This is a genomic window from Nocardia sp. NBC_01377 (assembly GCF_045040005.1).
Classification (GTDB): domain Bacteria; phylum Actinomycetota; class Actinomycetes; order Mycobacteriales; family Mycobacteriaceae; genus Nocardia; species Nocardia noduli.
On the sequence record NZ_CP109568.1, the window covers coordinates 40,712 to 64,914 of the forward strand.

The following is a 24,203-nucleotide window of genomic DNA, read 5'->3' on the forward strand; positions in this document are numbered from 1 at the left end:
ATTGCACGACGGGTCCTGCGTGGCGACATCGGGTCCATCGGCCGTCTCACGCACCAGACCACGGAGAGACCGGGATCCGCCAGATCTCGTGAGGAGGGTTCAACCGTGCAGCTGTTGGGCACGTGGCGAACCGCAGGCCGGCGCAGAGAGGGGGCCCCGCCACTTCGAATGAGACCCCGACACCAGGCGCGCCGACCGGTGCCGGAAAGCGCTCCTTCAAGAAATGACGACGGCTCCGAGTTCGGCGACGAGTAGGGCCAGCGCGACTGCATCTTCGTCTCGGGCTGGGCCTTCGTCGATATCGCCGGGTAGTGAGTGTGTCGACTGTGGGTCTGGTGGTCCTGTGGCCATTTGGGCGCTCCAGATGGCCTCGTCCAGCTCGGTATCGAGGTCCCACGGCGCGACAAGGTCGATGGGGTCGACGCTTCCTGGGTCCACGACCATTCCGTGCCGAATTTCGAGCCAGGTTCGCCATTCGCGGCGTTGGCGCAGGTAGGCGGCCAGGCGGCGGGCGCGTTCGGCGGGCAGACCGTGGGCGCGGGCGATGTCGTCGAGGGTGACCGTGCCAGCGCCGTAGGTGCCACGTCCAGTGGAGACGATCAGGCCAGCCTGCTTGAGCGCGGCGAGCACATCGTCGACGGTGGAGGCCGCCATATGCGTGGCCGCGGCGAGGTCCGCTCGTCGACGCAGGCCGGTGCGGATGATGAGTTCGTAGACGGCGCGGCCGCGCAGCCCGAGGATGCGCCAAGCATCATGGACCGGGTCGACCCGCACGCGGGCTAGGTCGACCGGGTCGATCGTGGTGTCGAGGTCGTGGGGCCGGCGTGCCGGAACGAGGGAGTAGAGGTCGGCGAGGGTGCCCGCAGCCAGTCGTACGCGGTCGATCGGGGCGCCCGGCATATCCCTGATGCGAGCCAAGACGTCGGCGACGGTGGATTCCGGCATCAGCCCGGCGTGCAGTGCCAGCGATCGGATACCGACGCCGACCAGCGGCGTCCCGTCCCCACCCTGGTGCTGCTTCAGCCAAGCGGCATACGCGAGTGCCTGAAGCACCGCCATCGCTGTCCACCGGTAAGACTGTCCCGGGAAGCTGGCTTGCACCCAGCCAGCAGCCGACGCAAGCCAGCGTGAGTACGGGGTGTCTCTCGTCCCGCCGAACTCTTCCCCCAGGGGGGGCGTGTGCACTACATGTTCTCCGTGTCCGGACGACCGCAAGATTGGGATGTGTTGCGATGTCCAGTGGCAAGCTCTGCTCCAGTCGTGTTGGAGATGCGCATCGGCGCGGTGTTCGTCCTCCTCATAGCGGGCGCGCAATCCGGTCCAGGCATCCGCGTCGCTGGCGTGGACGAGGACTTGAACCTCAGCGAGGGAGAGCCCGCGGAGGGCGGCGTGCGCGAGTACGGACTGGCATCCCTCGGTCCGGCTGCGGTAGCGGCCGTCCTTCGGCATCGTGCCGTGGCGGGCGAAGGCCAGAGGAACAGCGGGGATCTCGGTGCGCAGTCGCCATTCTGGGCGCAGCCGAGCGTCGGCACCCGTTCCATTCCACAGGTCCGCAGAGACGGTCTCCGGTGTGCTCAAGGCCGACGGTGGTGTGTGCGCCGTTTGCAGCGAGTCGCCCAGCAGCAGCCTCAGACGGGCGATCACTCCTGGTTCGGACCGGGCAGCGCAGGCGGCGACAGCATCCTTGAGCGGGCCGTCCAGCAACCGTGACCCGCCGTCCTTGGTTGCTGAACCGGGCGGGGTGATGTAGCCGGTCTTCTCGTTGAGCATCGGCGAGAGATCCAGCGTCGGAAGGCGATCGGCTAGCAGCCGCATCACGGGCTCGATATTCACGCGCCGATAGGACTCACCCACTGCCAGCAGCACGATGACGTGGCGGCCGCCGTTACCCGGATTGTGGTCGCTGATCCATTGCCCACCGCAGTCACGCAACCACGCGGTGACCTTTGCGACATCCCGGTCGACCGCAGGTGCACCGTGCTTCTTCGAGTCGAAATCGAACACGAGCATCGTCGTCAGCCGCGTCGCGTCGTAGATCGGCACCGCAGCCGGCCACTCCGGACGCCGCAAAGCGAGATTTCGGGTACGCCCTGAGGTGTTCGTTCGCGGGTCGATCACGCGCATGCGCCGACGCGCCGCGAGCAAGGGGGCGAGCACCGTGAAAGTCAGCTCCGGAGTTTCACTCGTCGGAGCTGGTGTTTTGCTAAAGCCAGCCAGTTTGTGCGTTTGGGTGGCAAGCGCTGCCACCACCGCTTCAGGGGTCTTATCGGCGTGTGGAGCGACTGCTACAGGATCGGTACTGCGGGGAGGTGCGGGTGAGTCAAGGCAGAGGTCAGCGACACCGTTGCGCGTTGCTAGTGGACCGGCATTTGGGCGTGCGCTATCCTCAGAGCCGTTGCTGTTCACAACAAAGCCCTCTCGGAAGTGGGGGGGACGGCTCAGGTAATGAGGTTGAGTCCCTCATAACCACTTTTCGGGAAGAAGCCCTCGGCCTGGCACGCTGGGGGCTTCCGACTGTTCGGGGTTCCGAGCCTGTCGTTTATTCAGTTGCTGATGAGACTGTCCCTGGCACGGACAGCTCAAAGTCGAGTCATTGCATTACCCCCCAGGTGTTGGCACTGCGTCATCGAAGGGTGACGGCGTGTCGAATTGATCGGCGCCGGACATGCGGCTACCGTGAGAACGACCAAAAGCTCAGAACTCCCTTCTAGCTGGTTGGGTATCTGGCCCCCTTCCCGTCCGCGAAACGGTGAGGGGGTTTTGGTTTGTCAGGCCGCATCAGCCCTTTCGGCGCCGATGGGAAACATCTGCTGGGTCGGTTGTTCGTTGCCGAACGCCGTGGCTGGCATGTTCAGCGCCTGGGCCAAGGTGTTGGATACGCACTCGATCAGGCTGACCTCAAGTTCGGCTGCACGATCGACGAATGCCTCATACACGGATCTCCGAACTGGCAGGGCCGCACAGGTTTCCACGACTTTCACGTGCTCCGGCAGGCCGAGGAAGGTGGCCATCATGTCAGCCAGATAGCGCCCCATCGCGGTACCGTGCAGATCGGCCTCGTCCTTCAAGATGGTATGAACCGGCTTGACGACTCGCACTGGGATCCGCGGTGGCGGGTTTTGGGTATGGACACGTCCGGCACGGATCGCGAACATTTCCTGACCGGTATCGAAGGCGAAGTTCGCTTCGGGAACACCCATCGCGTGGGCGGCCGTGAGTGTGACAGCCTCTGTGAGGCTGACTCCGGAATCGCTTGCGTGCGCCATCATTACGTCATAGACCTGTCGGCGAACCGGCAGGGCCGCAAGTCCGGTCACGTCCTTGACATGAGCGTCTCGGTCCGTTTTCCCGCTTGGCAATGTGTAGAAGCCGAAGAACGTGGCCATCATGTCGGCCACGAAGGGGCCCCTATCTGCGCCGCTCTCTTGGGCTTCCGTGTCCAGGGCGCGCACTAGTGCAGGTGCGGCGTGCATCTGCACTAACTCCCTCTCGCCTTTATTCGTCTGACCCATGCGCACACCTTTGCATGCCCCTGTATCTGATACAGAATCGACACGCCGCCTACGCCCGAAATTTATGACAGATGCGTACGAACTGCCGGAATGTGTGCTTCGGTCGTCGCGCCGGGACATCGCCCCTGTCTTCGACTCCTGCGGTACCGAACCCGTCACCACTGTGACCGCACACGTGGAAGGAAGGGGGCGTCGGCGGTCGACTGCGCCAGCGCGTGGATCCCAGCAATCCTGAAAAGCACTGTGGTGAATGGATAATTCTGCGGCGACGATGGCGCGGTGATGAAGGCGTGTAGAGCGAGATGCCAAGGGGAGACACGCATGTGCTTCGGTCTCGGCATGAAGCGAATCTAAAGCCAATTTTTGGAGCTGTCAACGGACCGACCGAACAGAGGGCCGGCGGCTCAGGCACCAGGGCCCGATCGCCCCTGCACACAACCGTACGTCGAATCTGGAGCGTAAGAACAGATTTCACAAGTTCGACGCGCACACACCGCAGTACGATCTGGTCATCGAGTGGGCCTTGTGCGCGACTGCCTGTTCGCTCGAACATGCGCTGAGATCACGAACACAGCAACCGGATGGCCGACCCGGGAGGGGGACTGGCGGGTGCCGAAATTGCGTTTTCCTGAAAGTAACTATAACGAGAACCGCGCGGCTACCTAGGGCGTGTAAGGACGGGCTGCTCTGCGTTATCCGCAGTGAAGCAGTCTGTTTGCCCGTGATGAGCTGCCTACCAGTTTCGTCAGCTCGGCGGTGAGACGCGCGAAGGCCTCTACAAGTTTTCGTTGACACCGCGAAAAACTGGCTTTAGATTGGCTTTTGGGTGGTGGGAGTCCCGTTCACAAGACGTAAGCGCTGTTGACGGCGTTGCGGCTTCCTCTCTCAACTCGTGGTAGCGCGACCGTCGCGGGCCACAAACCCTCGAGGCAAAGGAAACCCGGAACATGGATCTCCTGTACACGCTCAACGTTCTCTCGTCGATCGCGGCCAACGCCTTCGCGGCGGCGAACAGCATCGTCGGGCTCATCCTCAGCGTCGTTCCGCACTGACGCCGTTGATCCGGCCGATTCGCTAGGAGTCGGCTGCAAGCACGACGGTCGCCGTCTTCGTTACGTGTGCCGGACCCCGAGGGTCTGGCACAGGTGCGGAGCCCGGCCGCCATTTCGGCGGGTGGCCCCCACGGGCACGGGCTCGCGACAGCGAGTACCGAACATCGTTGGGGGCCTTCGCTTTCGGCGTGTGCCCCTTCTGTGGGTCGTCGCCTGCGTTCGCAGATGATCATGCGGCTCGGTGTTGATCGCCGATGGATTCCACCGAGGCCGCCGTAGTTGTGAGGACTTCCGGTGCGATACATCTTCGCGCTGACCGCCGCAGCAATAGCATGTGGTGGAGCAGCGCTGACTACAACTCCCGCGCATGCCGTTCCCCTTGCGGAGCCGGTGGCGCTTCCCGATGATATCGCCGCCGCGGCGCCGAGTTCAGGCTGCCCCGGTTTGATGGTCCTGGCTGTTCAGGGCACAGGGGAGTCCAGCCCTGGGGCGAATCCGTTGGTCCCCGGCGGGATGCTGGGCACGATGGTCGGACCGATGCTCGCCCAGGGCGTCGGGATCGAAACCGTGACCATCCCTTACGAGGCGAGCTTCGGCGGTGCGCCGGGCACCGGGGCGGGAACGGCCCCGTTCGCGGCGTCGGTTGAGCAGGCATCGGCGGCGTTGTACGCGGCGGCCACCGATGTCGTAGCGCGCTGCCCGGACACTCTGCTCGGTGTGGCGGCCTACTCGCAGGGCGCGATGGCCGCGAGCGAATTCGCCCGCCAGGTCGGCGCCGGGGAAGGTCCGGTGCCCGCCGATCGTGTAGCGGGTATCGCGCTGTTCAGCGATGGAACCCGCCCGGTCGGAAGTGGGGCGTTTCCGGGGGCCCCCGGGCAGATGACACCCGCGCCCGCGCCGGGAACCGATGGCGCGGCGACCTCGCGGGTGCGTATCGGGGTTCCCCCGACCAGTGGCGGGCTCGCGGCCGACGAGACCGGCTTCGGCGAGCTGACGGGCCGGGTCGGTGAATTCTGTGCTCCCGGCGATCTCGCGTGTGACGCACCCGGGCGGGCGGCGGTGCTACGCACGGCGGCTGGTCTCGCCGCGCAGGCGGACCTGCGCGATCCGATAGCGGCGGTGAATTCCCTCGGCGGGGCGTGGCAGCAGACGGTGGCCGCAGCCACCGCGACGGTTGTGCTCGAGGACATCCATGTCGACGGCGGCGCGGTCAACTATGTTCCGGTCGAGACCATCTCGGATCGAGTCGCCGATGCCGCGGACCCACGTGCCTCGGTACCCGACGAGGGCCAAGCGCAGGCGGTGACCGCAAAGGTCGACCGGATCGTGGCCGCTGTCGTCGCGGATCCGGTGGGACAACTTCCGCAACTGGCTGCCCAGGTCGGGGCGGCCATCGGTGCAAATATCGCGGCGAACGGCGACCTCCTCGACCCGGCGACTGTCGGGAACTACGTCGATGTGATCGGCCACCACACCAGCTACGGGACCGGTGCCACCGGCCAGGCCGCGGAATGGTTCGGCGCGCTCTCGCGCGATATCGCGACCGGCGGTGGGCTGTGACCACGCTCGGATCATCGGTTCGGCCCCGGGCCAGCACTGAGCCGGTAGAGGTGCGACGGTGAGCCACGAGCAGATCGCGCTGGTTGTAGGGCTCGCGCTGTTCGGGGTCGTGGCCGTCATGGCAACGATCGGCCTGCGTGTTCCGCGTGATCCGGCAGGTAAGGGCGGGCGATGAGTATCGATGATCGGCGCTGGCTGGAGACCATGTACGGCCTGCGACTGACCACCACCGCGAAAGTGACCGAGTTGGCTGGTTGGCTTCGCGAACTGGAGGTTGGTCCAGGACCGAGCCGGTCGGATTGGACCGAGCAATTCTCTTCGGCCGGTGCGCATTCCACGGAGCAGCGATGATGCGGGTCGACGATGAAGGTTCGGCGGCGGTGCTGGAGGCAGTCGACGCGGCGCGCGGGATCCGTCGCGCCGGCCCCGGCCTGGTGGTGGTCCTGTTTCGCGGATCGGCGGTCGCTGCCACCATGCACTTCCTGGACACGACGGACACACCACCACTGGGAACGGTCGCCAACGCTCTCGGGACTGATCGAGCGGTGCTGATCGTGGTCGGATCCACCAAGGTCGTGGGACCGATAATCCATGCTTCCGATGTGGTGGCCGCGTGGTTGGGTACGGCCCGGGTGGCGGTCACCGCGCGTATTCACGTGCGCGCCCTCACCGACGGTGCCATGATCTGGACCGACATGTCGACCGACGGCGAATACGACGGCTCGGGAGTACCCGCGACGATCACCGGTGAGCACGCGGTCAGATCGTGGCGGCGTCGCCGCTAGCCGCACCAGCGGCAGCGGCGGTCAGTCGTGGCAGCGCCAGATCGCGCCGGTCGGGGCCTGCATGACCGCGAGTTGCCCGCACAGCAGCATGGAGACATCGGCTGCCAGTGTGCGATCGACCACACCGTCCGCGATCACGGCCACGACTTCGATGAGCCATTTCTCCGGCATGGGGCCGGGTGCCAAATTGACCGCGATGGAAGGGCGATGACCGTTGGTGCGCAGCAGATTCCAGGCGACGGCCAAGTCCTCGAGGGTCACACGGGTATTGGTGAGTTCGACCGCGTCGAGGTCGGGCAGGATCTCGTGCCAGGGAACCGGCGCGTTGAACTCGGCCACCCACGGTCCGGCGGTCGTCTCCGATTCCATCGGCTCGGCGAGTCCGTAGGACGACGGGTCATAGGTCCGGGGGAGCGCGGTGTAGGGGGCGATGATCTTCCACAACTGCTCCGGCATCCCGGGGCGGATCCGCTCCAGAAAGATCGTCAGATCCTCGGGCCGCAGATCCGGGCAGAACTCCAACGGAGCGATGTTGGGGTGAGATCCTGTGTGGCTGATATCCATCGTGCCCCCTGTCCCCGCATTGGATGCGGAAATGCGTAAACGCTTCTCGCTGCCACCTGCCCCCTCATCGTGGCACAACCTCGAGCCCTCGCCACGCACCGACCGACCAGTTCACGTCGTCGGAATCCACCGAGGGTGTGATCACACGGAAATGCTGATCAGTTGCCCATGTCTGCGGTCGCGATGCCCGCGCGTCGCGATCTTGTATATGATCAACGAGCGCCGGTCAGTGAGCGAGTCCTGAGTCGGAAGCAGACGGCCCCCAGTTTCGGGGGATCGTTTTCGACGCGCGCATGGGGTAGGCGAATGGATGAGCAGTTCAGTAGTGGCGAGTTGGACGGTTCACGACCGTATTCGCCGGCGTTGCTCCGGATCTACGACCCGTGGGTGCTCGGGCTCAACAATCACCTCGTATGGCGTTGTGCGACAACGAATATTCGCGATCAATACAACCAGCATGTCGCCGGTGATCATCTGGACATCGGTCCCGGCACGGGCTTTTTCTTGCAGCGGGCGAGCTACCCCGTCGACGTGCCGTCGATCATGCTGATGGACTTGTCTGAGCATCCGCTGGCGATGACGACCTCTCGCCTGCGAGCGCGCGGCATCACAGCGGAGGCGGTGCGGGGTTCGGTCCTGCGCCCGTTCCCGATCCCGGAAGGGCGTCGGTTCCGCTCGGTAGCTGCGAGCCTGCTCATGCATTGCGTGCCGGGCGCGTGGGACAGCAAGGGCCGAGCGTTCGCGCACGTCGCGGCCGTCACCGCGCCGGAGGGGCGATTCTTCGGATCAACGGTCCTGGCGAGCCCGTCCACGCGACTGAGCCGCGCCGTGGGCGGATTCTTCAACGAACGCGGCGCGTTCCACAACGCCGACGACGACGTAGAGGGTCTTCGGCACGCGCTCGACACGGCATGGTCCGAGGTCGAGGTGCAGGTGATCGGCCAGGTCGCGCTGTGGTGCGCACGAGGGCCGCGGCCCCCATCGTGATCCACGACGTTCCTCGCCCCTGACTACTCGGGTCGGTACTGTGCCTGTTCCGGTTTGAGGAGAATCGCCACGGGTCTGACCGTCAGACGTTGCTGCACGGTGGGAAGGGCGAAGACTGTACAGCGGAATGCGGTGTGCTCGACTGAAATCATCTGCTCGACGGGCGCTTTCGCGAGGTCGTCTGTGATGTCCGCGAGGTGGAGTTGGCCCAGGATTTCCTTGATGTGGCGTTCCTCGAGCGGGGCGAGTTTGCCGGTGGTGGTCACCGGGAACAGCGCGTCGCCATCGACGATCAGCAATGTCGACTCGGTGAAGGCGACCATCGTCGACATCGTGGACACGACGTCGCGGTGGGCGAGTTCGACGCTGATCCCGTGCACGAAGTTGCGCTGCGCAGTCGAGGTCGGGTGCGTGGGTACTCGCGCGGCGCTCCAGAAGTGGATCCAACCCGTGGGCGAGCGGATCGACCAGTACGCCTCGGCGAGTATTCCAGGGTCACCGGTCAACGCGTCCCAGTACAGCGCGAGGAAGTTGGGGGTGTCGTCGGTGTTGGCATTGGTCAGCAAATCGCGGATCGGGCGTTCCTCACCTTCGACACGCCCGTCGCCGATTATGGCGAGGTTGTCACCGGCCGAGCGCGTGGTGATCTGTCGCAGATCCAGTACCCACGCGTTGTATATCGGTCGTGGTGCCACGGGCGCCGGGGCGAGCCAGACCACCAGGGCCACCGCGACATTGTCGGGGGCAATGACCCATTTCGTGTGGAATTCGAGCCCGTGTTCGCTGCTGCGTTGATCGACTCGCGGTTGCTGCTCGAGGGCCGCGCCGACCAGCGAGGCGAACAGGGCTTCGCCGCTGTGATCGAAACCGAGCTTGGTGCCGACGCGACGCAGCCGACGCGACACCCGCTTCTCCCCGAAGGTGTGCACCACGATTTCCCCGCACTGCGCCGTGCCGATGACATCGACGCAAATCCAGGCGCTCGGCAATCTCATGGAAGTGAGCGTAGCCACCGACGGATCGACCGGTCGGTCCTGGATCCTGCCACCACGATGTGCGCCTTGGCCTTTGAGCGCTGGACGGTTGCTGCCGCAGTCTCCGGATGGAGATGATTGCCGATACACATAAGTCGTTGTTAAACTCCGATCCGCGTCGGCCGGTGAGCGATTCCCGTGCTGGAAGCAGACGTCTACTCAGCGCTGCTTTCGGTTGTTCGGATACAGGAGTCTCCCGGCATGATTGCTCCCTACCCGCTCAGGAGCGCGTTGCCGCGAGCAAGGGGGCGCGACAACGCAATTCGAGGCGCGTGCGAATCGTCTCGGTCTCGGGTGCTCAATCCGCGCAATCGTCGCGCCGCGCAGAGATGGCATCCCCTCTGTGGCAATGGAGCGGCAACAGGGGGGACGCCATCGGGTCGGGAACGGGTGCTGACCAACGCGCACCCGCGAGTTCATGTGCTATCACTATGGGTTGTTCATCCGGCGGCGGGAGAAATTGATGACGGTGACCGGACTGCACCGCGTCACGTGGCGCGGCGAGATGGGCATGTCCGAAGGCGACCCCACTTTCTCCAGATGACGGAGTCGGCACGGTGGGAGAGGTCGGTTGCCGGTGGACGCTGAGGGGCGGGTGCAGGACATCCTGGACGAGATCCCGTTGACCCCGCCGTGGACGATCGCCGAGTTCATGCGGTGGCTGTCGGACCGGGTGGGCAGGACGATCGTGCTGGACCCGTGGCGCCAACAGGTTCCGATCGCCTCGCGCTGCGGGGCGTTATGGGTGATGGATCACCGGATGGTCATCAAGTACAACCCCAACCGGTCACCGCGCGGCCAGCGACAAGAGATCATGCACGAGGCCGGGCACGTGCTACTCGATCACCAGGGCAGCACCGATTTCGAGGTGTCGGAGTCGCTTCTGACCGAAGGACTGGATCCGGAGTGGGTCCGGCAGATACTGCATCGCGGCAGTTTCGACGATGTGGCCGAGGCACAGGCAGAGTGGCTGGGAACCCATCTAGCCGGGTTGAGCCGCGGCGGGCCCAACGACACGAACGGAGCCGCGCATCGCGCGGCATCGTTGTTCGAGTTGATGCGACGATGACGCCGCCGAGCCCGTTGCTGGTCACCGAAGCGACATCGGTAGTGCCCGGCGTCGCGGCGACCGCCCTGGTCGGCTGGATCGTGATCCTGATGGTCTTGAGAATGACGCTGATGCTCGAACGCAGCCGTCTCGACTGGGCGATCGCGACATTGATCGGCGCCTACGTGTGCGTGGCTGTTCTGCGCGTCGGCACCGTGCAGTCGGTGTTCACCGAGTGGATAGCGCTGGCGGATGTGCGGTTGGCCACCCACATCAGCGCCTTGATCGGGGCGGGCGCGGTGCTCTGGATCGGATTGCTGTGGCGAACCAGGACACCGGTGTCGCGATGGACGATGGGCGGCATCGTCACGGCGGTCGTCGTACTGGGCGTGACACTGGCATGGCTGTCGATGCCAGCACGACAGGCCAACATCGCCGTGGAGGAACTGGGGAATTGGCGAACACCGGCCTACATGATGGTCTACAGCCTGCCGACACCATTGGCCGAGATCCCGGTGCTCATCACCTCATTCGACCTGATCCGGCGCTGGCGCCAGAGCGGGCGGCGAGCCGTGCTCGGGATCGTCACGACCTCGGCCATCGCGCTGAGCATGATCGATAGTTTCAGCCGCATATCGTCTGCGTGGCTGGTTTTCCACGGTGTCGACAACGAGCTCACCGAAGCCCGAGCGAGCAGCAACGACCTACTGTTTCTCGGACCGATATCGGCGCTCATGCTGCTGGCCATCCCCTCGATCGTGGAATCGACGAGGATCCGGCTGCGGAGTGACCCGGCCAGCCGCAATATCCGCACCTTGGAGCCGTTGTGGAATGACCTGATGCTCGCCCGCCCGGCGACCAGATTGCAGGTGCAGCACAGGGATTCCCTGCCACAGGTCACCGAGCACAGGATGCGAATCGAGATCGAGGACGTCATGTTGTCGGTGGCCGGTCCGCTCGCCGCGCTCGATGACCGGCCGACACCGGGCCAGGTGTGCGCGGCGCTGCGCGCGGCATTGTCCGAGGAGATCCCCGATGGCAGTGGCTCCGAGGTGATCGCTCCGGACTGGCTCGAAGACGAGCGATTCATTCTCGCGGTGGCGCGCGTCTGGAAAGAAACTCAGCAACTCCCCACAAGTGCGAACGTGTGAAAGGGCAAGTCATGACCACTACCGCTACCATTCCGCATCCGCCGCGGCGGGTGCCGATTCTGGGCGACGTGCTCGGTATGGACCGCAAGCGACCGAATCAGAAGACCTTGCAGCAGTTTGGCCGGCTGGGGCCGCTGTACCGTCGCTCCTTCGTCGGAGGAGTCCACCTGACTTTCGCCGGTTCCGCAGCGTTGATGCAGGAACTGCGCGATGAGGACACCTGGGCACGCTACGCCGCGCGACCCTACGAACAGCTGGTTCCCATCGGAGGGCAGGGCCTGTTCACGGCACCGAACGACTCGCCGCAATGGCAACGCGCGCACGAAATCCTTATGCCCGGCTTCGCTCGCACCGCGATGTCCGGCTATCACGAGACCATGCTGCGCGTCATCGACCAGGCCGAGCAGTGGATCGGAGAGGAGCGCGAAGTCACCGATGTCGCGGCCATGATGGGTGACGCCGCGCTCGAGACGATCAGCCTCGCGGGATTCGGTCACCCCTGCGGGGTGTTCACCTCGGATGCAGAGCGGGCGCCGTTCGCGGCCGCGCTCACCAGGGCGTTCGCCTACGTCCAGGAATCCGCGATCCCTGTCCTCGGTGGGCTCACCGGCGGCAAACGCGCTCGGCAGCACACCGCAGACATCGCATTGATGAAATCGACTGTGCTCGAGGTCATTGCCGCTCGTCGTCGCTCCGGAATCCGGCAGCCGGATCTGCTCGATCGGATGCTTCACCCCGAATCCGGGGCAGCGTTGCCGGATGACAATATCGCCGACCAGGTGCTGACCTTCCTGATCGCCGGTCACGAGACCACCGGCAATTTGATGGCCTTCGCCAGCTACTTCCTCGCCGCCGATCCTGACCTCGCCGAGCAGGTACGCTCCGAAGTCAAAACGCTGACCAGTGGTGGACGCATCGATTTCGACGACGTGGCAAAGCTGCGGTTCACCGACGCCGTGATCTCGGAATCGCTGAGACTGTGGCCCACCGCGCCCGGCTTCTTCCGGGTCGCGCGCCGCGACACCACCCTCGGTGGGTATCCGATCCGCGCCGGAGAGTGGGTCTTCGCGCTGATGTTGGCGGTACACCGCGACCAAGAGGTGTGGGGCCCCGACGCCGACCAGTTCCGCCCACACCGGTTCCTCGGCGACACCAAGCCCGTGCCCCCAGGGGCCTATCGCCCCTTCGGCACCGGACCGCGCTCGTGCATCGGCCAAGCCTTCGCCCGCCACGAAGCACGGCTGATGCTGGCTTCCCTCGTACGGGATTTCGAGTTGACCACGACAACCTCGAAGCTGGACGTGGAGGAGAACCTGACGTTGCGACCCTCGGGGTTGGCGATCACCTACCGCCGAATCTGACCGGCCTGCAAGGTCACTCCGCTCACGGGCCGCAGTTCGATATCGGCGATGAGTTCTTCCAGCATGGGGCGCGACATAGTGCCCGGGGCGCGGGCCGCGAGGTGCTCCAACCCGCGGTCGCGGGCCAGCGTCCACAGCCGTAGACGCTGATCGATATCGATATCCTCGTCCCCGATGGGTGTGAGGTAGGAGTCATCCAGGCAGTGACACAGTTGACACAACTCCCTGGCCAGATCATCGGCGATCTCGGTCATCGAGCCGTCGCGCAGCGCGGTGATCTGATCAACCGTGACCACCCGGGCCACCCTCGGGGTGAGCGCCGCGGCGATCTGCTCACTGCTCAGCGCGGGCTCTCCGTAACGATGCGCGAACGCGATCAGGCGTTCGATCTTTTCTGCTAGAGGCAGTGCCATTGTGCGAATCTCATTCCAGGACAGGGTGATTGGTGAGCATCTGCCGGACGCGGTTCCAGCGTGCGGCGAATCGCAGTTCCATTTCCTCCGAGCAGTCCGCAGGCAGGCGGCACAGCAGCCACCGCATATACATCAGCTCCTCGTGATCTTCCGGCGTGGGAGCGAGTGGCGTTCGGCGCATGTAGTGCCCCAGCAGCGTCTCCACCGGCAAGGTTTCCAGGCTGCCCGCCACGCGCATTCGCTCGATCTCCGCGATCGTCCACGCTCGCAGGATCCGATCGGCGACCCGGTCCAGGCCCACGGAGATCTCGGACAACTGCCCGTCGGCGGCCGCGCGCATCTCCAGATCCTTCGCGATGCCGCAGACCTCCTCGATAACCCCCGGGGGAAAGGCCACATATACCGGAGTGGGGACCTTCACCGACTCCGGCCCGATCCCGTTCACGGGAACGGGTGTGGTCCCGTGGTCGTGGGCGCTGGCGGCCGATCCGGGCTGCCACCTCAACCCGGTATCGAGTTTCTGGAAGGTGCTCAGGTAGAGCTTGCCGGCTGCACCGTTCTCGATCTTGCTCAGGGTCGTCGGTGCGGGACCACCGGCGTCGTGCACCTGCTGCGGATTCAGGCCCAGCACGCGGCGGCGTGCATTGACCACGCGCCCGAACCGCTCCGCATCTGCCGTCGTCATCGCCTCAACTTCTGTCGTTTTTGTCCCGAGCTCTAGACAGAAACACTACATAAACACCGCAGTTCATCAACAGATGTGGCGTGAATCAGCCTATGTCAACCGCGGGTATACAGGAAAGCCGCCTGGTTTGCCCAGCTTCACACCTCAGAGAGGATACATAGTTCATACATTTTTTCGTTCTCAATCATGCAAACTATGGCCTAACTATGTAGCATTGACCACACAGATTACGTAGTTTAGAACGGCAGGGGGCTACACCGCTCCCGGACGCACCTGCACCGCAGACGTGGCTCCGGGTGGGTCGGGATCGGCGGGCCAATGGCCTCACCACGAGTCCGCCAACAGGTGGACGTCGACGGGACGGGACACGCGCAAGAGCCCACAAGGTTCGGCGCAGGTCGACAACGGGAGTCGGTAACGCATGGTTACTCAATATCGGCCCACCATGATGAATCGTGGCGCGCGCCGTTTCGGGTCGGGAGGCTGAGGTGCGTGGCGGATGGCGGCGTGGATCGCCTACACGGTCGCAGCTGACATCGCTGATCGATCAACTGGCACTGCCGCAGGACTGGACGGTTGAGGACCTTTTCGCCTGTCTGGTGACCGTGCGGGGCCGTCCGATCGTGCGGCTGCCGTTACCCGAGGACGCGCCGGTGGGGTTGTGTGGGTTGTGGTTGGCGCGCAGCGAGGACGATGTGGTGCTGCACCGCCCGTCACCGGATCCGATGATGGAACGCCATGTCCTGGCTCACGAGGCCGCGCACATGCTGTTGGATCACGGCCGGGACTCCACGCCGCAGGAATTGGCGGGATTGCTGGTCGACTGGACGTTCGGCGGGCGGCTCGATTCGGTGGTGTCGCAGGTCCGCACCGCTCGAGGCGCGAGCACAACCGGTGCCTACAGCCGCCGCGACGAGTACGAGGCCGAGTTGCTGGCGACCATGATCATGACCAGGGCCAGCCAGGACGGCACGCTGCGCCGTGATCGCGAACTTCGGCTGCTCTGAATGTGGACCGACAACCGCTATCCCGCCTCTGTGATGATTCCGTTGCTGATTTTCGTGGCCGTTGTCGCTGTGGCGCGCTTGACGTTGGTCCACTCGTCGACCGGCGAGCGCCACATCAACAAACTCGTGGCGCTCGCGACGGCGACGGCGCTGCTGCGTGAGCCCGCGATCGCTGCCCGGGTCGCGCCCGTCGTGCCAGGCGGAGCGCCCACGCTCTACACCGTATGGCACGCGCTGTTCGTGCTCATGTCCGCGTTGTTCGTGGGCCTGTTCCTGCTGTGGGATCGCGGTCTCGCGCAGTACCGCAAGCCACAACGGCGAGTTGTGCTGCTGGCGTGTGCGATCGGTGTCGCTCTGTTCGTCGTGGCCGAGCCCGCGCGCCGCGCCGGGATGAGTATTCCGGAGGCCGGTGGATGGCGTTACGCGGTGTATTGCTCGCTGACTGCTGCCCTGCTGGTCGGCTTCTGTGTTTGTAATTCCCGGCCGGTCCTGATGCTGCGCACGCAGACGCAGAAGGAACGGCTCGTGGTGTTGTTCCTGTACGTAGCGGCCTGCGGCACGACACTGGTGTCGGCGTTGATGGCATGCGGGGCGATGATGCGCGCGGCCGGGATGAGCAATCTATTTACCGATTTCGCGCATCTAAACGGCTCTTGCGAGCTGCTGCTGCCGTTGTTGTTCCTCGGGCACGCGACGTTGGTTCCCTCGGTGCTGCGATCAGCGGCCAAGCTCGCGCGGCTGGACCCGGACTCTCGGGCACTGCGGCGGCTGTATCCGGTGTGGCGCGACCTGACCGCGGCCGTTCCCGGCGTCGTGCTGGAACTGAACCGGATCGACCGACGGGGTGCCACCACCGCCGAACATCTTCACCGCCACCGCGTCGAAATCATGGACGCCGCAGCGATAGTCGGACATTACACGGCGCCACTGCCGGACGCCGTCGATGAACTGATCGAGAATTCCGAGTCCGATGAGGACGAGCGCGAAGACCTCCGTCGCGTCCTCGAGCTGGCCGCTGCGGCGTGGCGGCTAAAGGCTGTCGGCGGCGTCCACCACGCCGGAGATCCACTCATCGCACAGTACTGCACGCCCGACCTGAAAATACTGGCAGAACTGTGGGAATCGGCGAAAGAACTCATGGAACAGGCGACTGCGCACGAGTTGAACTGCCCCACGACGCAGGACCTGCGATGACCGAAACCGCTGTGGTGTCTGCTGTTCACGAACCAGGCGATCGAGCCAGGAACGCGGCCCTGGGTGTTGCGAGCGGCCGTGAGTCTATCCCGTCGCGCGTCGTGGCGGCGCCGGTGCCAAGAACAGCGGTTGCGGGACGGGACGTTCCACGTCGGCGGCGGCGGACTCGATTTCCGGTGCTGCGGTATCGCCCGGATCGGGCAGGGTGTTCAGGATGCGGATCAGCTGTTGGATCTCGGGCATTCCGAGCAGCAGCGAGCTGCGGTCGGTACCGACGGAGCGCGCTGCCATGTGGGTGATGCCGTGCCGAGCGAATGCCGCGGCCAAAGCATCGTGGAGTTCATCGTCGGCCTCGACAGGTTCGTGATCCGATACCACTCTATCGGTGCCGCACAACACGGAGTTCGAGTATCCCTCCGCCCAACCCAACGCCCTGTCGAGCTTGCGCAGCGTGGTGAGGCTGGGGAACGGTGTCCGTCCCTGCTCGATTTCGGTCAACTTCGTGTCCGAGGGCCCACCACGGGCATAGACCTCGTCCTGATTGAGCTCGAGTTCTCTACGACGCGCGCGGACCATTTTGCCGAGGCGCTTGAGATTCGCGGCCTTGCTCATGCGCGGATCGTACCCCTCTAAGCGAATCCTAAGCGGATTTTTCCCTTACTACCGCGAACCATCCTACCGAGATCCCGCCACCACCGTCCACATCGCTCGAAAAAATTGGCTTCAATACTGGCTTAATATTGGCTTTTGTCTGGCTTAGGTGGCAGATTGGAGGTCGAGCCGCCGATGCAGCGGCCCATGCCCCCACAACCATCCCGCCTTCGGAGGAGAGGGCATGGCAGGCCGACCCGGGGCACACCGCGACCGGGGCGGGGGAGTCCGGGGACGAGGGCAGAGATTCGCAACTCCTCCCGTGGCAGATCGAGGTGGGCGTGCAGGACAAGGGCTCGGCGATGGCGCACAGGCAGCCACCCGCCGAAATACTGGCCGTGATGATCGCGGTGATCGGCGCCGTCGTCGTCGCTCCGGGGCTGGCCGTCGTCGGCTTGACCTGTCTGGCCGGGCTGCGTGGATACGCTGCCGCCAAACATCGCCGGTGGTGGCTGTTCCTGACACCGGAGCGCGTCTGGTTGCCTTGGAGCGCGTTGGCGGCGGTGGCTGTCGTGTTCGGCGCTGCGGCCCGGTCGCTGTTGCTGGTGCGCGACGGTCGAATCGAGGATCTGATCGCTCCGATGGTGGTGTCGGCGGTAGCCGGTGTGATCGCCGCACCGGGGGCGTTCGTGATGGCACGACGACTACTGCGCCAGCAGGTACTTGAGGGGCGCACCGAGGACGTGTTGGCGACGGCTCAGGTCGCCGACGCGGTTCGGCGGGCCGACGACGAACTGACAGCGCGGAAGGTCGGAATCAGTCTGCACGAACACACCGTCGAGGTCAGTGTGATCGACCCCGAACGGCGCAAGACCGCCCCGGTGCCGGTGGAGATCGGCGACTCGATCCGATACGCCGTCGGGATCTTGATGCCCGAGGAACGTCTCACCGACTTCGAGCGCAGCGCCCAGTTCACCGCCCCCGGCGTCGATCTGCTGTTGGTGCCACAACAGGCCGGCCAGGTCCGCGCGCTGATCATCGCCGGATCGGGCACCGGAAAGACCGAACTCATCGCGGGCTTTCACGCGGTGTTCAACCGCTCGGACATGACGAGCGTGCTCATCGATCTCAAGGGCCAGGCCGCCGACGCGATCCGCTTCGGCGAGGACGCCCGCAACCAGCGCGACTACCTCGGCGCGAGCGCGGACGTACGGGTCGGGATCGGCGGCTGGGACTTTTTCGACTGCACCCGTGACCAGTTGCTCGAACGGCTGATGTTCATCGCGCCGAAGACGACCAGTACCGACTACTACGAGCAGCAGATGAAGCGGGTCCTCGACATCGTCATCGACGGTCGTGGCACCAAGTCGCTGGTGCGCTCACTCGATGAGCTGACCCTGCGACTGGCCGATCCGGTCAGGTATGTCGGCAAGCAGTTGGCCGGGCCGATCACTACTGCGGATCGACACGGTCACACCGACGCGATGGAGGTCGCGCAGAAGGTCGATGCCTCGTTCGCCCCGATCCGGCAGTACCTGCCGAAAACCGGTGCGGGCTGGTCATTTTCCAAACTGGTCCCCGGCTCGGCGACCATCGTGTCCCTCTCGCCGGTACTGCACTCAGAACGAATGCTGGCCAATCTGATGTTGCGCGACCTGCGTGACTTCCTGGTCGATCGTGCCCGGCTGACCACCGATCCGGCCGACGCACCGCCGCTGGCTGTGATCATCGACGAATTCCCGCAGATGGTGGAAGAGGACACCGACGCCGCCGAGGAGGCCGCCAAGGTGCTCGAGACCGCGCGGGCGGCGAATGTCGGGCTGATCCTGGCCGGGCAGACCATCGAGGGATATTCGCTGAAGACCCAGATGCAACGCCGTCTTCTCGGCGCCGGTGTCGCGGTCATCCTGGGTCGCTCGGCGCTGCCCGACACCGTCACCGAGGCAGCGGGCACACGCTGGCAGCTCGAGGCCGCCGGTGATCCACACGGATTCAGCCTGAATTCAGCACGCGCGCAACAGACCTTCCAGATCCCGCCGCAGTACGTACGGCGCATGCACACCGGCACGTTCTGGCTGCTGCACGAAGGCGCGGTCGTGCGCTTTCTGACCTTCCAGACCCGATGACCGAAACCGATTGATGAGGAGAAGATTTCATGTTCCGAACGAGACTGGCAGCCGGTGTCGCGGCGGTGATGGCCGGTGTGTGCGTGGCGGTGGCGGGGGTGTCGTGGGCCGATCCGGGAGCGACGCAGTCCCCGCAGGCACCCAGCGCGACGCCCTCACCGCAGGCCGCCCCGCAGATTCCGCAGACCATTCCGGTGGAGGAACTGCCCGTGGCGCCCCCGCCGCGCCCGCGTCCGCCACTACAGACCAATCCGACACCGGTCACCCCGCCCCAGCAGACACCCGCTCCCGCTCCGGCACCGGCGGAGCCGCAGGAGCAGATCGAACCCGAGGAACCCCCGGTGCCCGAGGTACCCGCGGAGTTGGAGCCGGTGGTCAACCCGCGACTGATCCGGCTGGGCACCGCGACGGTGGTGGCCCCGGACTTCCTGCCCGACAACTTGGTCCACGACGCGCAGGCGGCGGCGGACTCGGCCGAATGGTGGACCGCCTACGCATTCGATCTGGCCGGGTATCCCCGTGAAGCCTCCGATCACGCGGCGGCCGCGGCGATCGCGGCCGCGTTCGTCGGCGGCTACACCGTGGGTGTGATCGCCACCCCGTTGCCTGCTCTGATCGGCTGCTTCGGCGGTCTGGCGATCGGCGGGGTGGCCGGTGCGGCGATCGGCGGGATCCCCACCGGCGGTGTCGCCGGTCCGGTGGGCGCGGTGATCGGCGGCATCGCTGGTTGCGTGATCGGCACGCTGGTGATCGGGCTGCCCGCGGCGGTGGCCGCGATCCTGGTCGGTGCCATCACCGGCGGGGCCGCGGGCGGTGCACTGGGCGGCGAGCTCGACGAGCAGGCGGCCCCGGGCCCCGAAGCCTCGCCCGCACCCGAAGGCGAGTCCGTGCCCGCCGATCAGCCCGAGCCCGAAGCCGTTCCGGCGGGGTGAGGGCAGGGCCGCGCCGCTGATGAGCACCACGAGCGAGCAGTGGCGGCGATGGCTGCAAGACCCGGCCGTCGTCCGCGACGAGAGCACACCCGTGGCGGTCGGCCGCCGGGGGCGGGCACGGCGCGCGCGCGATGTTCACAGCGGCGCGGCCACCTCGCCCCGGAATTCCGGCGGTGGACGCCGCATCGTGGTTGTGGCGTTGATCGCGGGCGTGAGTGGTGCGGGACTTGCCGCAGTGGCACTGACCAGCGCGGACGAGACTGGCAGGCACCCTGCTGCCCATCCCTATGCCGTGATCACCCCGTCGACGTCGGTGGCGGTGGCGGCAACAACCTCGGCGGGGCCACCACCGTTCTGTTCACCGGGGACGGTCGGGGCCACGGTCGTGACGAATTCCGCCGGTGACCGCGCGACGGGTCAGGGCGTGATCGCGGCGTATGAGCATGCGTTTTTCGTCGCCCGCGATCCGCGCGCGGCCCTGGATGTCACCGACCGCGGCCCAGGGCTTCCCGCCGAACCGCAGCTCGCGCAGGGGATCGCCGCCGTGCCTGTCGGTGCGCCGTGGTGTGTGTCGATTACCGACATGGGCGGCGGGCTGTTCGAGACCGCGGTGCGTCATCAGCCCCAAGGTCAGCCGCCGGTGCTGTGGCTGCTGAACATCAACGTCGCCGACCAGGGCGGCCTCCACACCATCGTCCGTATCGAGGACAAAGCGGGCTGACCGCCGAAAATTGAGGGAGCACAACACATGTCGGAATGGGACATCGTCACCGAGGCCGTGACCGAGCACGCTGTAGCGCTGCGGACGATGAGCACGCACGGCGAGATCTACAAGTGGGCCAAGGACAACGACCTCACGAGCCGGACGTTGTTTCCGAAGCTCAAAGCCCAACTGCGCAAGCAACTCGGCATCGACTACGAGCAGTTGCGCGAGTCCGCGACCGAACAACGCGCCGAGGAACTGGCGGTCGCGGCCGCTGAGGCTCCCCAGATCGTGCTGTGGGTGGCCGCCGACGCCGAGGCGGGCTCCTTCGCGGTCTGCGACAGCGAGGGAGAGGCGCTGTGGTACGGCACATTCCATCCCGACGACCGCTACTACCGCAAGGGTGACCAGGTCAGTGCGTCGTTGTCGGCCGCGGAGAAAGCGGTCTACATCGCCGGGCAGGCCCGACGTGAAGCCGAACTCGACACCGTCCGGCTGCGGCTGCTGATCTCCGATCACCGCGTCGACACCACGACGTTGACCGGATCGGGGGTCACCGCGCGGGTATTGATCCACCTCAAGGTGTCCGAATCCCAGAACCCGGCTCTGGACTGGTGTCGCGCACCGGGATTCAAGTCCTGGCGCGAATCACGCCTGGACACGCTGATCGGCGATGCCGAGGCGCCGCAATGATCAAACTCGGCGCGGTCGCCGCGGCGTCGGTCTCGACGGTCATCGTCTCGGTGATCGTCTGCGCGCCCGCCCGTAGCCAGCCTGATTCCTGCCCCGACATCCATGTCGTCGCGGTGGAGCCCACCAGCCGACCCACGGTCGATTCGCCGACCGCGCAGGACACCGGCGAGTTGGCCGCGGTCATCGTCCCCGTGCTCAACGCCGCGCAGAGCCAAGGCTATGAGGTCGAGCGAACCTACGTCCCCTACCCGGCCGACACCGCCGGTCAGGGGGTTTCGGCCGCATACAAGTCCACGGTGCTCGACGGGTACCGGCGCACCGCCCAGATCTCGACCCGGGTGCTCTCCCAGTGCCCGCGCACCCGGTTGATCGCATTGGGCTACGGCCAAGGCGGCCAGGCGGTGAGCATGTGGGCTCAGCAGGTCGCGGCGGGCAAAGCCGAACAGGTCAAGGCCGAGAACGTGGCGCTGGTCGTCACCTTCGGCGACCCGACGCGCGCTGCGGATGCACCCCTGTTCCCCAACCGCGCGGGACAGATCGGGCCCGGTCGGTGGCCGGGAATCAGTGGCAACACCGCACCCAGCGCCACGAAGTTCCCCGACATGTACTCCTCACCCACCGGTCAGGGCATCGGCCCCGAACGCGACATCGCGGCGTCGTTCGGTTCGCTCGACGGCCGAGTGGCGCAGTGGTGCGTGAGCGGGGATCTGTCGTGCTCGGCGCCGAAGTCGATCTCCTTGGCGCGCGCCGGGATGGCGATCGCCGGACAGAGCAGCCTCGATTTCAGTCGCGATCCGTTCGGTGTCGCAGCGACATTGGCGGCCGCCACCGCCAATGTCGTGGGCAACGGCCTCGGAACATTCGTCGGCGAAGACATCGAGGGGGAGTCGCTGGCGGATGCGTACTTCGACCCCGACGCCTCGATCTCCCAGCGCCTCGAGCAGGCCGCCGATCCCCGCAGTGCCGACCAGCAGACCAACCCGCTGGCCGGAGTGCTCAAGCTGGGACAGATCGTGATGTCGTCGGTGACCAGTTTCATCGGTCAGATACTCGATACCGAGGTACTGAGTTCGCTGCTCGACGCCGGTGCGCAGGTCATCACCTCCGCGGTGACCGGTGCGGCGGCCGCAGGAATTCCGGCGCTGGCGGGCGGACCGGCCGCCGCTGCGGCGGCGGCCGGGGCCGGGGCGGCAGCGGGTGCGTCCGCCACCGCGGCGAGCGCGTTCGCCGCACCGGTCATCGACCTGGCGACCAACGCCGCGGCCGCGGCGATCAACATCATCCCTCCGAGCTCAGCGGAGAAGAAGGTCAGCTCCGTGTTCGACCTGCTGATCAACGAAGTCCACGCGAACGCAGATCTTCCTGCGCTGCTGATGGATTCGCGATTGTGGAGTCAAGCGAGCACCCATGCCGGATACCGCACCGACCGCGTCGCGCTCGACGGCTCCACCCCGGCCGAGATCACCGCCGATTGGATCATCGCCGCCGGGCGCGACTACGCGAGAGCAGACAAGCACCGGGACGAGCCGACGACGGCGCCGCAGAAACAATCCGACGCCGCACCACCCACCGCCCGCTACGACCGCGACCACGACGGCGCGGTGAACGCGGTGGTCGGTGACCGACCGGATCTGGACGCCACGGCCAAGGCCGACACCCCCAACGATGTCCGGCTGACCACCGCGCCCACCCCGACACAGCCGACGCCAGTGGGCGGCGTGCCCGCGGCGATCTCGTGGGTTCCCGACGGCGCTGCCTCGATCGCGGCGCGGCTGATACAGGCCATCGAGGGGCAGGACCCGGGCGCTGTGCTGCTGCGCCTGGGATCACCGGTGCTGGTGGCGGTCTCGGCGACGAGCAAGGAGAGCGCGAAGTGAGTACCACCGCCCGCGAACACCCGTTCAGGGCGACCGACACCGAGCAGACCGGCGACGGCCCCGACGTGGACACGAACGCGGTGTCGCTGACCAAACCCGACACCGCCGCCGTCATCGAGGACGCAGCGCCCCAGGACGACAACTGGCCCGCCCTCTGGTCGGTCATGCCGGTGACCGAGGGCAGTGGCGCATCCACGCTGGACCGCTGGTGCGCGTGCTCGCGCGAGATCGCCCGCGATCCGGCATGGCAACCCGAGCCCGGCCAAAGCCCCTACCTGGTACTGATCACCGTGCGCTCGGTCGAGGGAATCCGGCGGGCCCGCCAGCTCGCCGGGGCGCTGTCGTCCACCGCGCCCGGGTCCGCGATCGTCGCGGCGATCGTCGTGGTGGCCGTGGAATCCGATTCCCGCACCGGCGGTGGCATCCAGCTCAAGGAAATGCTCGCCGCCGCGCAGGCGGCGGGCGTGCAGATCATCACCTGCGAGCACTCCCCGGCGCTGGCCGGCCAGACGGCGGCACCGACCGAGCCCGCGGGCTGGTCGCCGCGTGCGGTGACCAGCCCGGATGTGCCGACGGTGCTGGCCCGCGTCTACAACCGCCTGTTCTTCATCATCGCTGATCGCGAATCGCGCGGTCCCGCAGTCAAGGAGGCCCAGTGAACAGCATTACCGCCTTACTGGCGGTCACCCAGCCGACGCCCGAGGGCGGCCCGTTCGAGAACATCGTGAGCCGATTTCTGAACCTGCTCTATTTCTTCTCCGGCGCGATCGCCGTCGGCGCGCTGATCGCGGCCGTCGCCATTTACTACTACCAGAAGCTCACCATGCAGAAATCTGAGGTTCTGTCCTGGATCTTCATGGGCTGCTTGCTCCTCGGCGTCGCCGCCATGGCTGCCCAGATCGTCAATTGGGCGAGTTCGGGGAGCTGA

General features: G+C 66.0%; 23 protein-coding genes. 16 read left to right on the top strand and 7 right to left on the bottom strand.

The genetic code is table 11. The features are described 5' to 3' along the window. Positions 1–216: 216 nt before the first annotated feature. Both OG225_RS43065 and OG225_RS43070 read right to left on the bottom strand, forming a co-directional pair. Positions 217–2,406 carry a hypothetical protein gene (locus OG225_RS43065; RefSeq protein ID WP_405183702.1) on the bottom strand — a complete coding sequence of 730 codons (2,190 nt, stop codon included), beginning with the start codon at positions 2,404–2,406 and terminating at the stop codon, positions 217–219. 362 nt (positions 2,407–2,768) lie between these two features. After that, positions 2,769–3,512 (bottom strand): hypothetical protein, encoded by a 744-nt coding sequence (locus OG225_RS43070; RefSeq protein ID WP_331761171.1) that lies wholly within the window; start codon positions 3,510–3,512, stop codon positions 2,769–2,771. A gap of 1,442 nt (positions 3,513–4,954) precedes the next feature. On the opposite strand from OG225_RS43070, the gene OG225_RS43075 reads away from it, so the two are divergent. The 3 genes from OG225_RS43075 (at position 4,955) to OG225_RS43085 (ending at position 6,909) form a co-directional block, all read left to right on the top strand. Then, complete coding sequence (locus OG225_RS43075; RefSeq protein WP_405183703.1) at positions 4,955–6,124, top strand: cutinase family protein; 1,170 nt, start codon at positions 4,955–4,957, stop codon at positions 6,122–6,124. A gap of 171 nt (positions 6,125–6,295) precedes the next feature. Further along, positions 6,296–6,475, top strand: a complete 180-nt coding sequence (locus OG225_RS43080; protein ID WP_405183704.1) for a hypothetical protein — start codon at positions 6,296–6,298, stop codon at positions 6,473–6,475. Beyond that, positions 6,472–6,909 (top strand): hypothetical protein, encoded by a 438-nt coding sequence (locus tag OG225_RS43085; RefSeq protein ID WP_331761173.1) that lies wholly within the window; start codon positions 6,472–6,474, stop codon positions 6,907–6,909. The genes OG225_RS43080 and OG225_RS43085 overlap by 4 nt, the downstream gene beginning before the upstream one ends. 21 nt (positions 6,910–6,930) lie before the next feature. Here OG225_RS43085 and OG225_RS43090 read toward each other — a convergent pair whose 3' ends face one another. After that, on the bottom strand, positions 6,931–7,473 hold the full coding sequence (locus OG225_RS43090) for a hypothetical protein (RefSeq protein WP_331761175.1): 543 nt from the start codon (positions 7,471–7,473) through the stop codon (positions 6,931–6,933). Positions 7,474–7,779: 306 nt separating this feature from the next. On the opposite strand from OG225_RS43090, the gene OG225_RS43095 reads away from it, so the two are divergent. Continuing rightward, entirely contained in the window at positions 7,780–8,460 is a 681-nt protein-coding gene (locus OG225_RS43095; protein WP_331761177.1) for a class I SAM-dependent methyltransferase, read from the top strand. A gap of 23 nt (positions 8,461–8,483) precedes the next feature. Here OG225_RS43095 and OG225_RS43100 read toward each other — a convergent pair whose 3' ends face one another. Then, positions 8,484–9,455 carry a hypothetical protein gene (locus OG225_RS43100; protein ID WP_331761179.1) on the bottom strand — a complete coding sequence of 324 codons (972 nt, stop codon included), beginning with the start codon at positions 9,453–9,455 and terminating at the stop codon, positions 8,484–8,486. 616 nt (positions 9,456–10,071) lie between these two features. Between OG225_RS43100 and OG225_RS43105 the strand changes: the two genes are divergently transcribed. From OG225_RS43105 to OG225_RS43115, 3 genes are read left to right on the top strand one after another with little or no spacing between them, the layout of a single operon-like run. Further along, a complete protein-coding gene (locus OG225_RS43105; protein WP_331761269.1) occupies positions 10,072–10,563 on the top strand; it encodes an ImmA/IrrE family metallo-endopeptidase in 492 nt (163 codons plus the stop codon). Further along, complete coding sequence (locus tag OG225_RS43110) at positions 10,560–11,693, top strand: DUF6545 domain-containing protein (RefSeq protein WP_331761183.1); 1,134 nt, start codon at positions 10,560–10,562, stop codon at positions 11,691–11,693. Before OG225_RS43105 ends, OG225_RS43110 begins: the two co-directional genes overlap by 4 nt. 11 nt (positions 11,694–11,704) lie before the next feature. Continuing rightward, positions 11,705–13,054 (top strand): cytochrome P450, encoded by a 1,350-nt coding sequence (locus OG225_RS43115; RefSeq protein WP_331761186.1) that lies wholly within the window; start codon positions 11,705–11,707, stop codon positions 13,052–13,054. On the opposite strand, the gene OG225_RS43120 is transcribed toward OG225_RS43115, so the two are convergent. Together OG225_RS43120 and OG225_RS43125 are read right to left on the bottom strand one after the other, a co-directional pair. Continuing rightward, the gene (locus OG225_RS43120; RefSeq protein WP_331761188.1) at positions 13,039–13,467 is read right to left on the bottom strand and encodes a hypothetical protein; all 429 of its coding nucleotides are present in this window, start codon (positions 13,465–13,467) and stop codon (positions 13,039–13,041) included. The genes OG225_RS43115 and OG225_RS43120 overlap by 16 nt on opposite strands. Positions 13,468–13,477: 10 nt before the next feature. Beyond that, positions 13,478–14,152, bottom strand: a complete 675-nt coding sequence (locus OG225_RS43125; protein ID WP_331761189.1) for a hypothetical protein — start codon at positions 14,150–14,152, stop codon at positions 13,478–13,480. Between the two features lie 488 nt (positions 14,153–14,640). On the opposite strand from OG225_RS43125, the gene OG225_RS43130 reads away from it, so the two are divergent. Continuing rightward, positions 14,641–15,159, top strand: coding sequence for a M48 family metalloprotease (locus OG225_RS43130; RefSeq protein WP_405183705.1), 519 nt, complete (start codon positions 14,641–14,643; stop codon positions 15,157–15,159). A 33-nt stretch (positions 15,160–15,192) separates the two neighbouring features. After that, entirely contained in the window at positions 15,193–16,353 is a 1,161-nt protein-coding gene (locus OG225_RS43135; protein ID WP_405183716.1) for a DUF6545 domain-containing protein, read from the top strand. An 84-nt stretch (positions 16,354–16,437) separates the two neighbouring features. Here OG225_RS43135 and OG225_RS43140 read toward each other — a convergent pair whose 3' ends face one another. Beyond that, a complete protein-coding gene (locus OG225_RS43140; protein WP_331761196.1) occupies positions 16,438–16,965 on the bottom strand; it encodes a helix-turn-helix transcriptional regulator in 528 nt (175 codons plus the stop codon). A gap of 320 nt (positions 16,966–17,285) precedes the next feature. Between OG225_RS43140 and OG225_RS43145 the strand changes: the two genes are divergently transcribed. The 7 genes from OG225_RS43145 to OG225_RS43175 are packed head-to-tail and all read left to right on the top strand — an operon-like array spanning position 17,286 to position 24,203. Then, a complete protein-coding gene (locus OG225_RS43145; RefSeq protein WP_405183706.1) occupies positions 17,286–19,070 on the top strand; it encodes a hypothetical protein in 1,785 nt (594 codons plus the stop codon). Positions 19,071–19,099: 29 nt separating this feature from the next. Next, entirely contained in the window at positions 19,100–20,002 is a 903-nt protein-coding gene (locus OG225_RS43150) for a hypothetical protein (protein ID WP_331761202.1), read from the top strand. A gap of 19 nt (positions 20,003–20,021) precedes the next feature. After that, a complete protein-coding gene (locus OG225_RS43155) occupies positions 20,022–20,723 on the top strand; it encodes a hypothetical protein (RefSeq protein WP_331761203.1) in 702 nt (233 codons plus the stop codon). 27 nt (positions 20,724–20,750) lie between these two features. Further along, on the top strand, positions 20,751–21,398 hold the full coding sequence (locus OG225_RS43160) for a hypothetical protein (RefSeq protein ID WP_331761204.1): 648 nt from the start codon (positions 20,751–20,753) through the stop codon (positions 21,396–21,398). Next, positions 21,395–23,275 (top strand): cutinase family protein, encoded by a 1,881-nt coding sequence (locus tag OG225_RS43165; RefSeq protein WP_331761206.1) that lies wholly within the window; start codon positions 21,395–21,397, stop codon positions 23,273–23,275. The genes OG225_RS43160 and OG225_RS43165 overlap by 4 nt, the downstream gene beginning before the upstream one ends. Continuing rightward, a complete protein-coding gene (locus OG225_RS43170) occupies positions 23,272–23,934 on the top strand; it encodes a hypothetical protein (RefSeq protein ID WP_331761208.1) in 663 nt (220 codons plus the stop codon). Before OG225_RS43165 ends, OG225_RS43170 begins: the two co-directional genes overlap by 4 nt. After that, positions 23,931–24,203, top strand: coding sequence for a hypothetical protein (locus OG225_RS43175; protein ID WP_331761210.1), 273 nt, complete (start codon positions 23,931–23,933; stop codon positions 24,201–24,203). Before OG225_RS43170 ends, OG225_RS43175 begins: the two co-directional genes overlap by 4 nt.

Excerpts from the sequence above, each read along its gene's own strand:
- OG225_RS43140 (WP_331761196.1), bottom strand. The coding sequence starts at position 16,965 with ATGAGCAAGGCCGCGAATCTCAAGCGCCTCGGCAAAATGGTCCGCGCG.
- OG225_RS43160 (WP_331761204.1), top strand. The coding sequence starts at position 20,751 with ATGTCGGAATGGGACATCGTCACCGAGGCCGTGACCGAGCACGCTGTA.
- OG225_RS43110 (WP_331761183.1), top strand. The coding sequence starts at position 10,560 with ATGACGCCGCCGAGCCCGTTGCTGGTCACCGAAGCGACATCGGTAGTG.
- OG225_RS43090 (WP_331761175.1), bottom strand. The coding sequence starts at position 7,473 with ATGGATATCAGCCACACAGGATCTCACCCCAACATCGCTCCGTTGGAG.
- OG225_RS43100 (WP_331761179.1), bottom strand. The coding sequence starts at position 9,455 with ATGAGATTGCCGAGCGCCTGGATTTGCGTCGATGTCATCGGCACGGCG.
- OG225_RS43115 (WP_331761186.1), top strand. The coding sequence starts at position 11,705 with ATGACCACTACCGCTACCATTCCGCATCCGCCGCGGCGGGTGCCGATT.
- OG225_RS43135 (WP_405183716.1), top strand. The coding sequence starts at position 15,193 with ATGATTCCGTTGCTGATTTTCGTGGCCGTTGTCGCTGTGGCGCGCTTG.
- OG225_RS43155 (WP_331761203.1), top strand. The coding sequence starts at position 20,022 with ATGAGCACCACGAGCGAGCAGTGGCGGCGATGGCTGCAAGACCCGGCC.
- OG225_RS43165 (WP_331761206.1), top strand. The coding sequence starts at position 21,395 with ATGATCAAACTCGGCGCGGTCGCCGCGGCGTCGGTCTCGACGGTCATC.
- OG225_RS43070 (WP_331761171.1), bottom strand. The coding sequence starts at position 3,512 with ATGGGTCAGACGAATAAAGGCGAGAGGGAGTTAGTGCAGATGCACGCC.
- OG225_RS43080 (WP_405183704.1), top strand. The coding sequence starts at position 6,296 with ATGAGTATCGATGATCGGCGCTGGCTGGAGACCATGTACGGCCTGCGA.
- OG225_RS43125 (WP_331761189.1), bottom strand. The coding sequence starts at position 14,152 with ATGACGACGGCAGATGCGGAGCGGTTCGGGCGCGTGGTCAATGCACGC.
- OG225_RS43120 (WP_331761188.1), bottom strand. The coding sequence starts at position 13,467 with ATGGCACTGCCTCTAGCAGAAAAGATCGAACGCCTGATCGCGTTCGCG.
- OG225_RS43150 (WP_331761202.1), top strand. The coding sequence starts at position 19,100 with ATGTTCCGAACGAGACTGGCAGCCGGTGTCGCGGCGGTGATGGCCGGT.
- OG225_RS43095 (WP_331761177.1), top strand. The coding sequence starts at position 7,780 with ATGGATGAGCAGTTCAGTAGTGGCGAGTTGGACGGTTCACGACCGTAT.
- OG225_RS43085 (WP_331761173.1), top strand. The coding sequence starts at position 6,472 with ATGATGCGGGTCGACGATGAAGGTTCGGCGGCGGTGCTGGAGGCAGTC.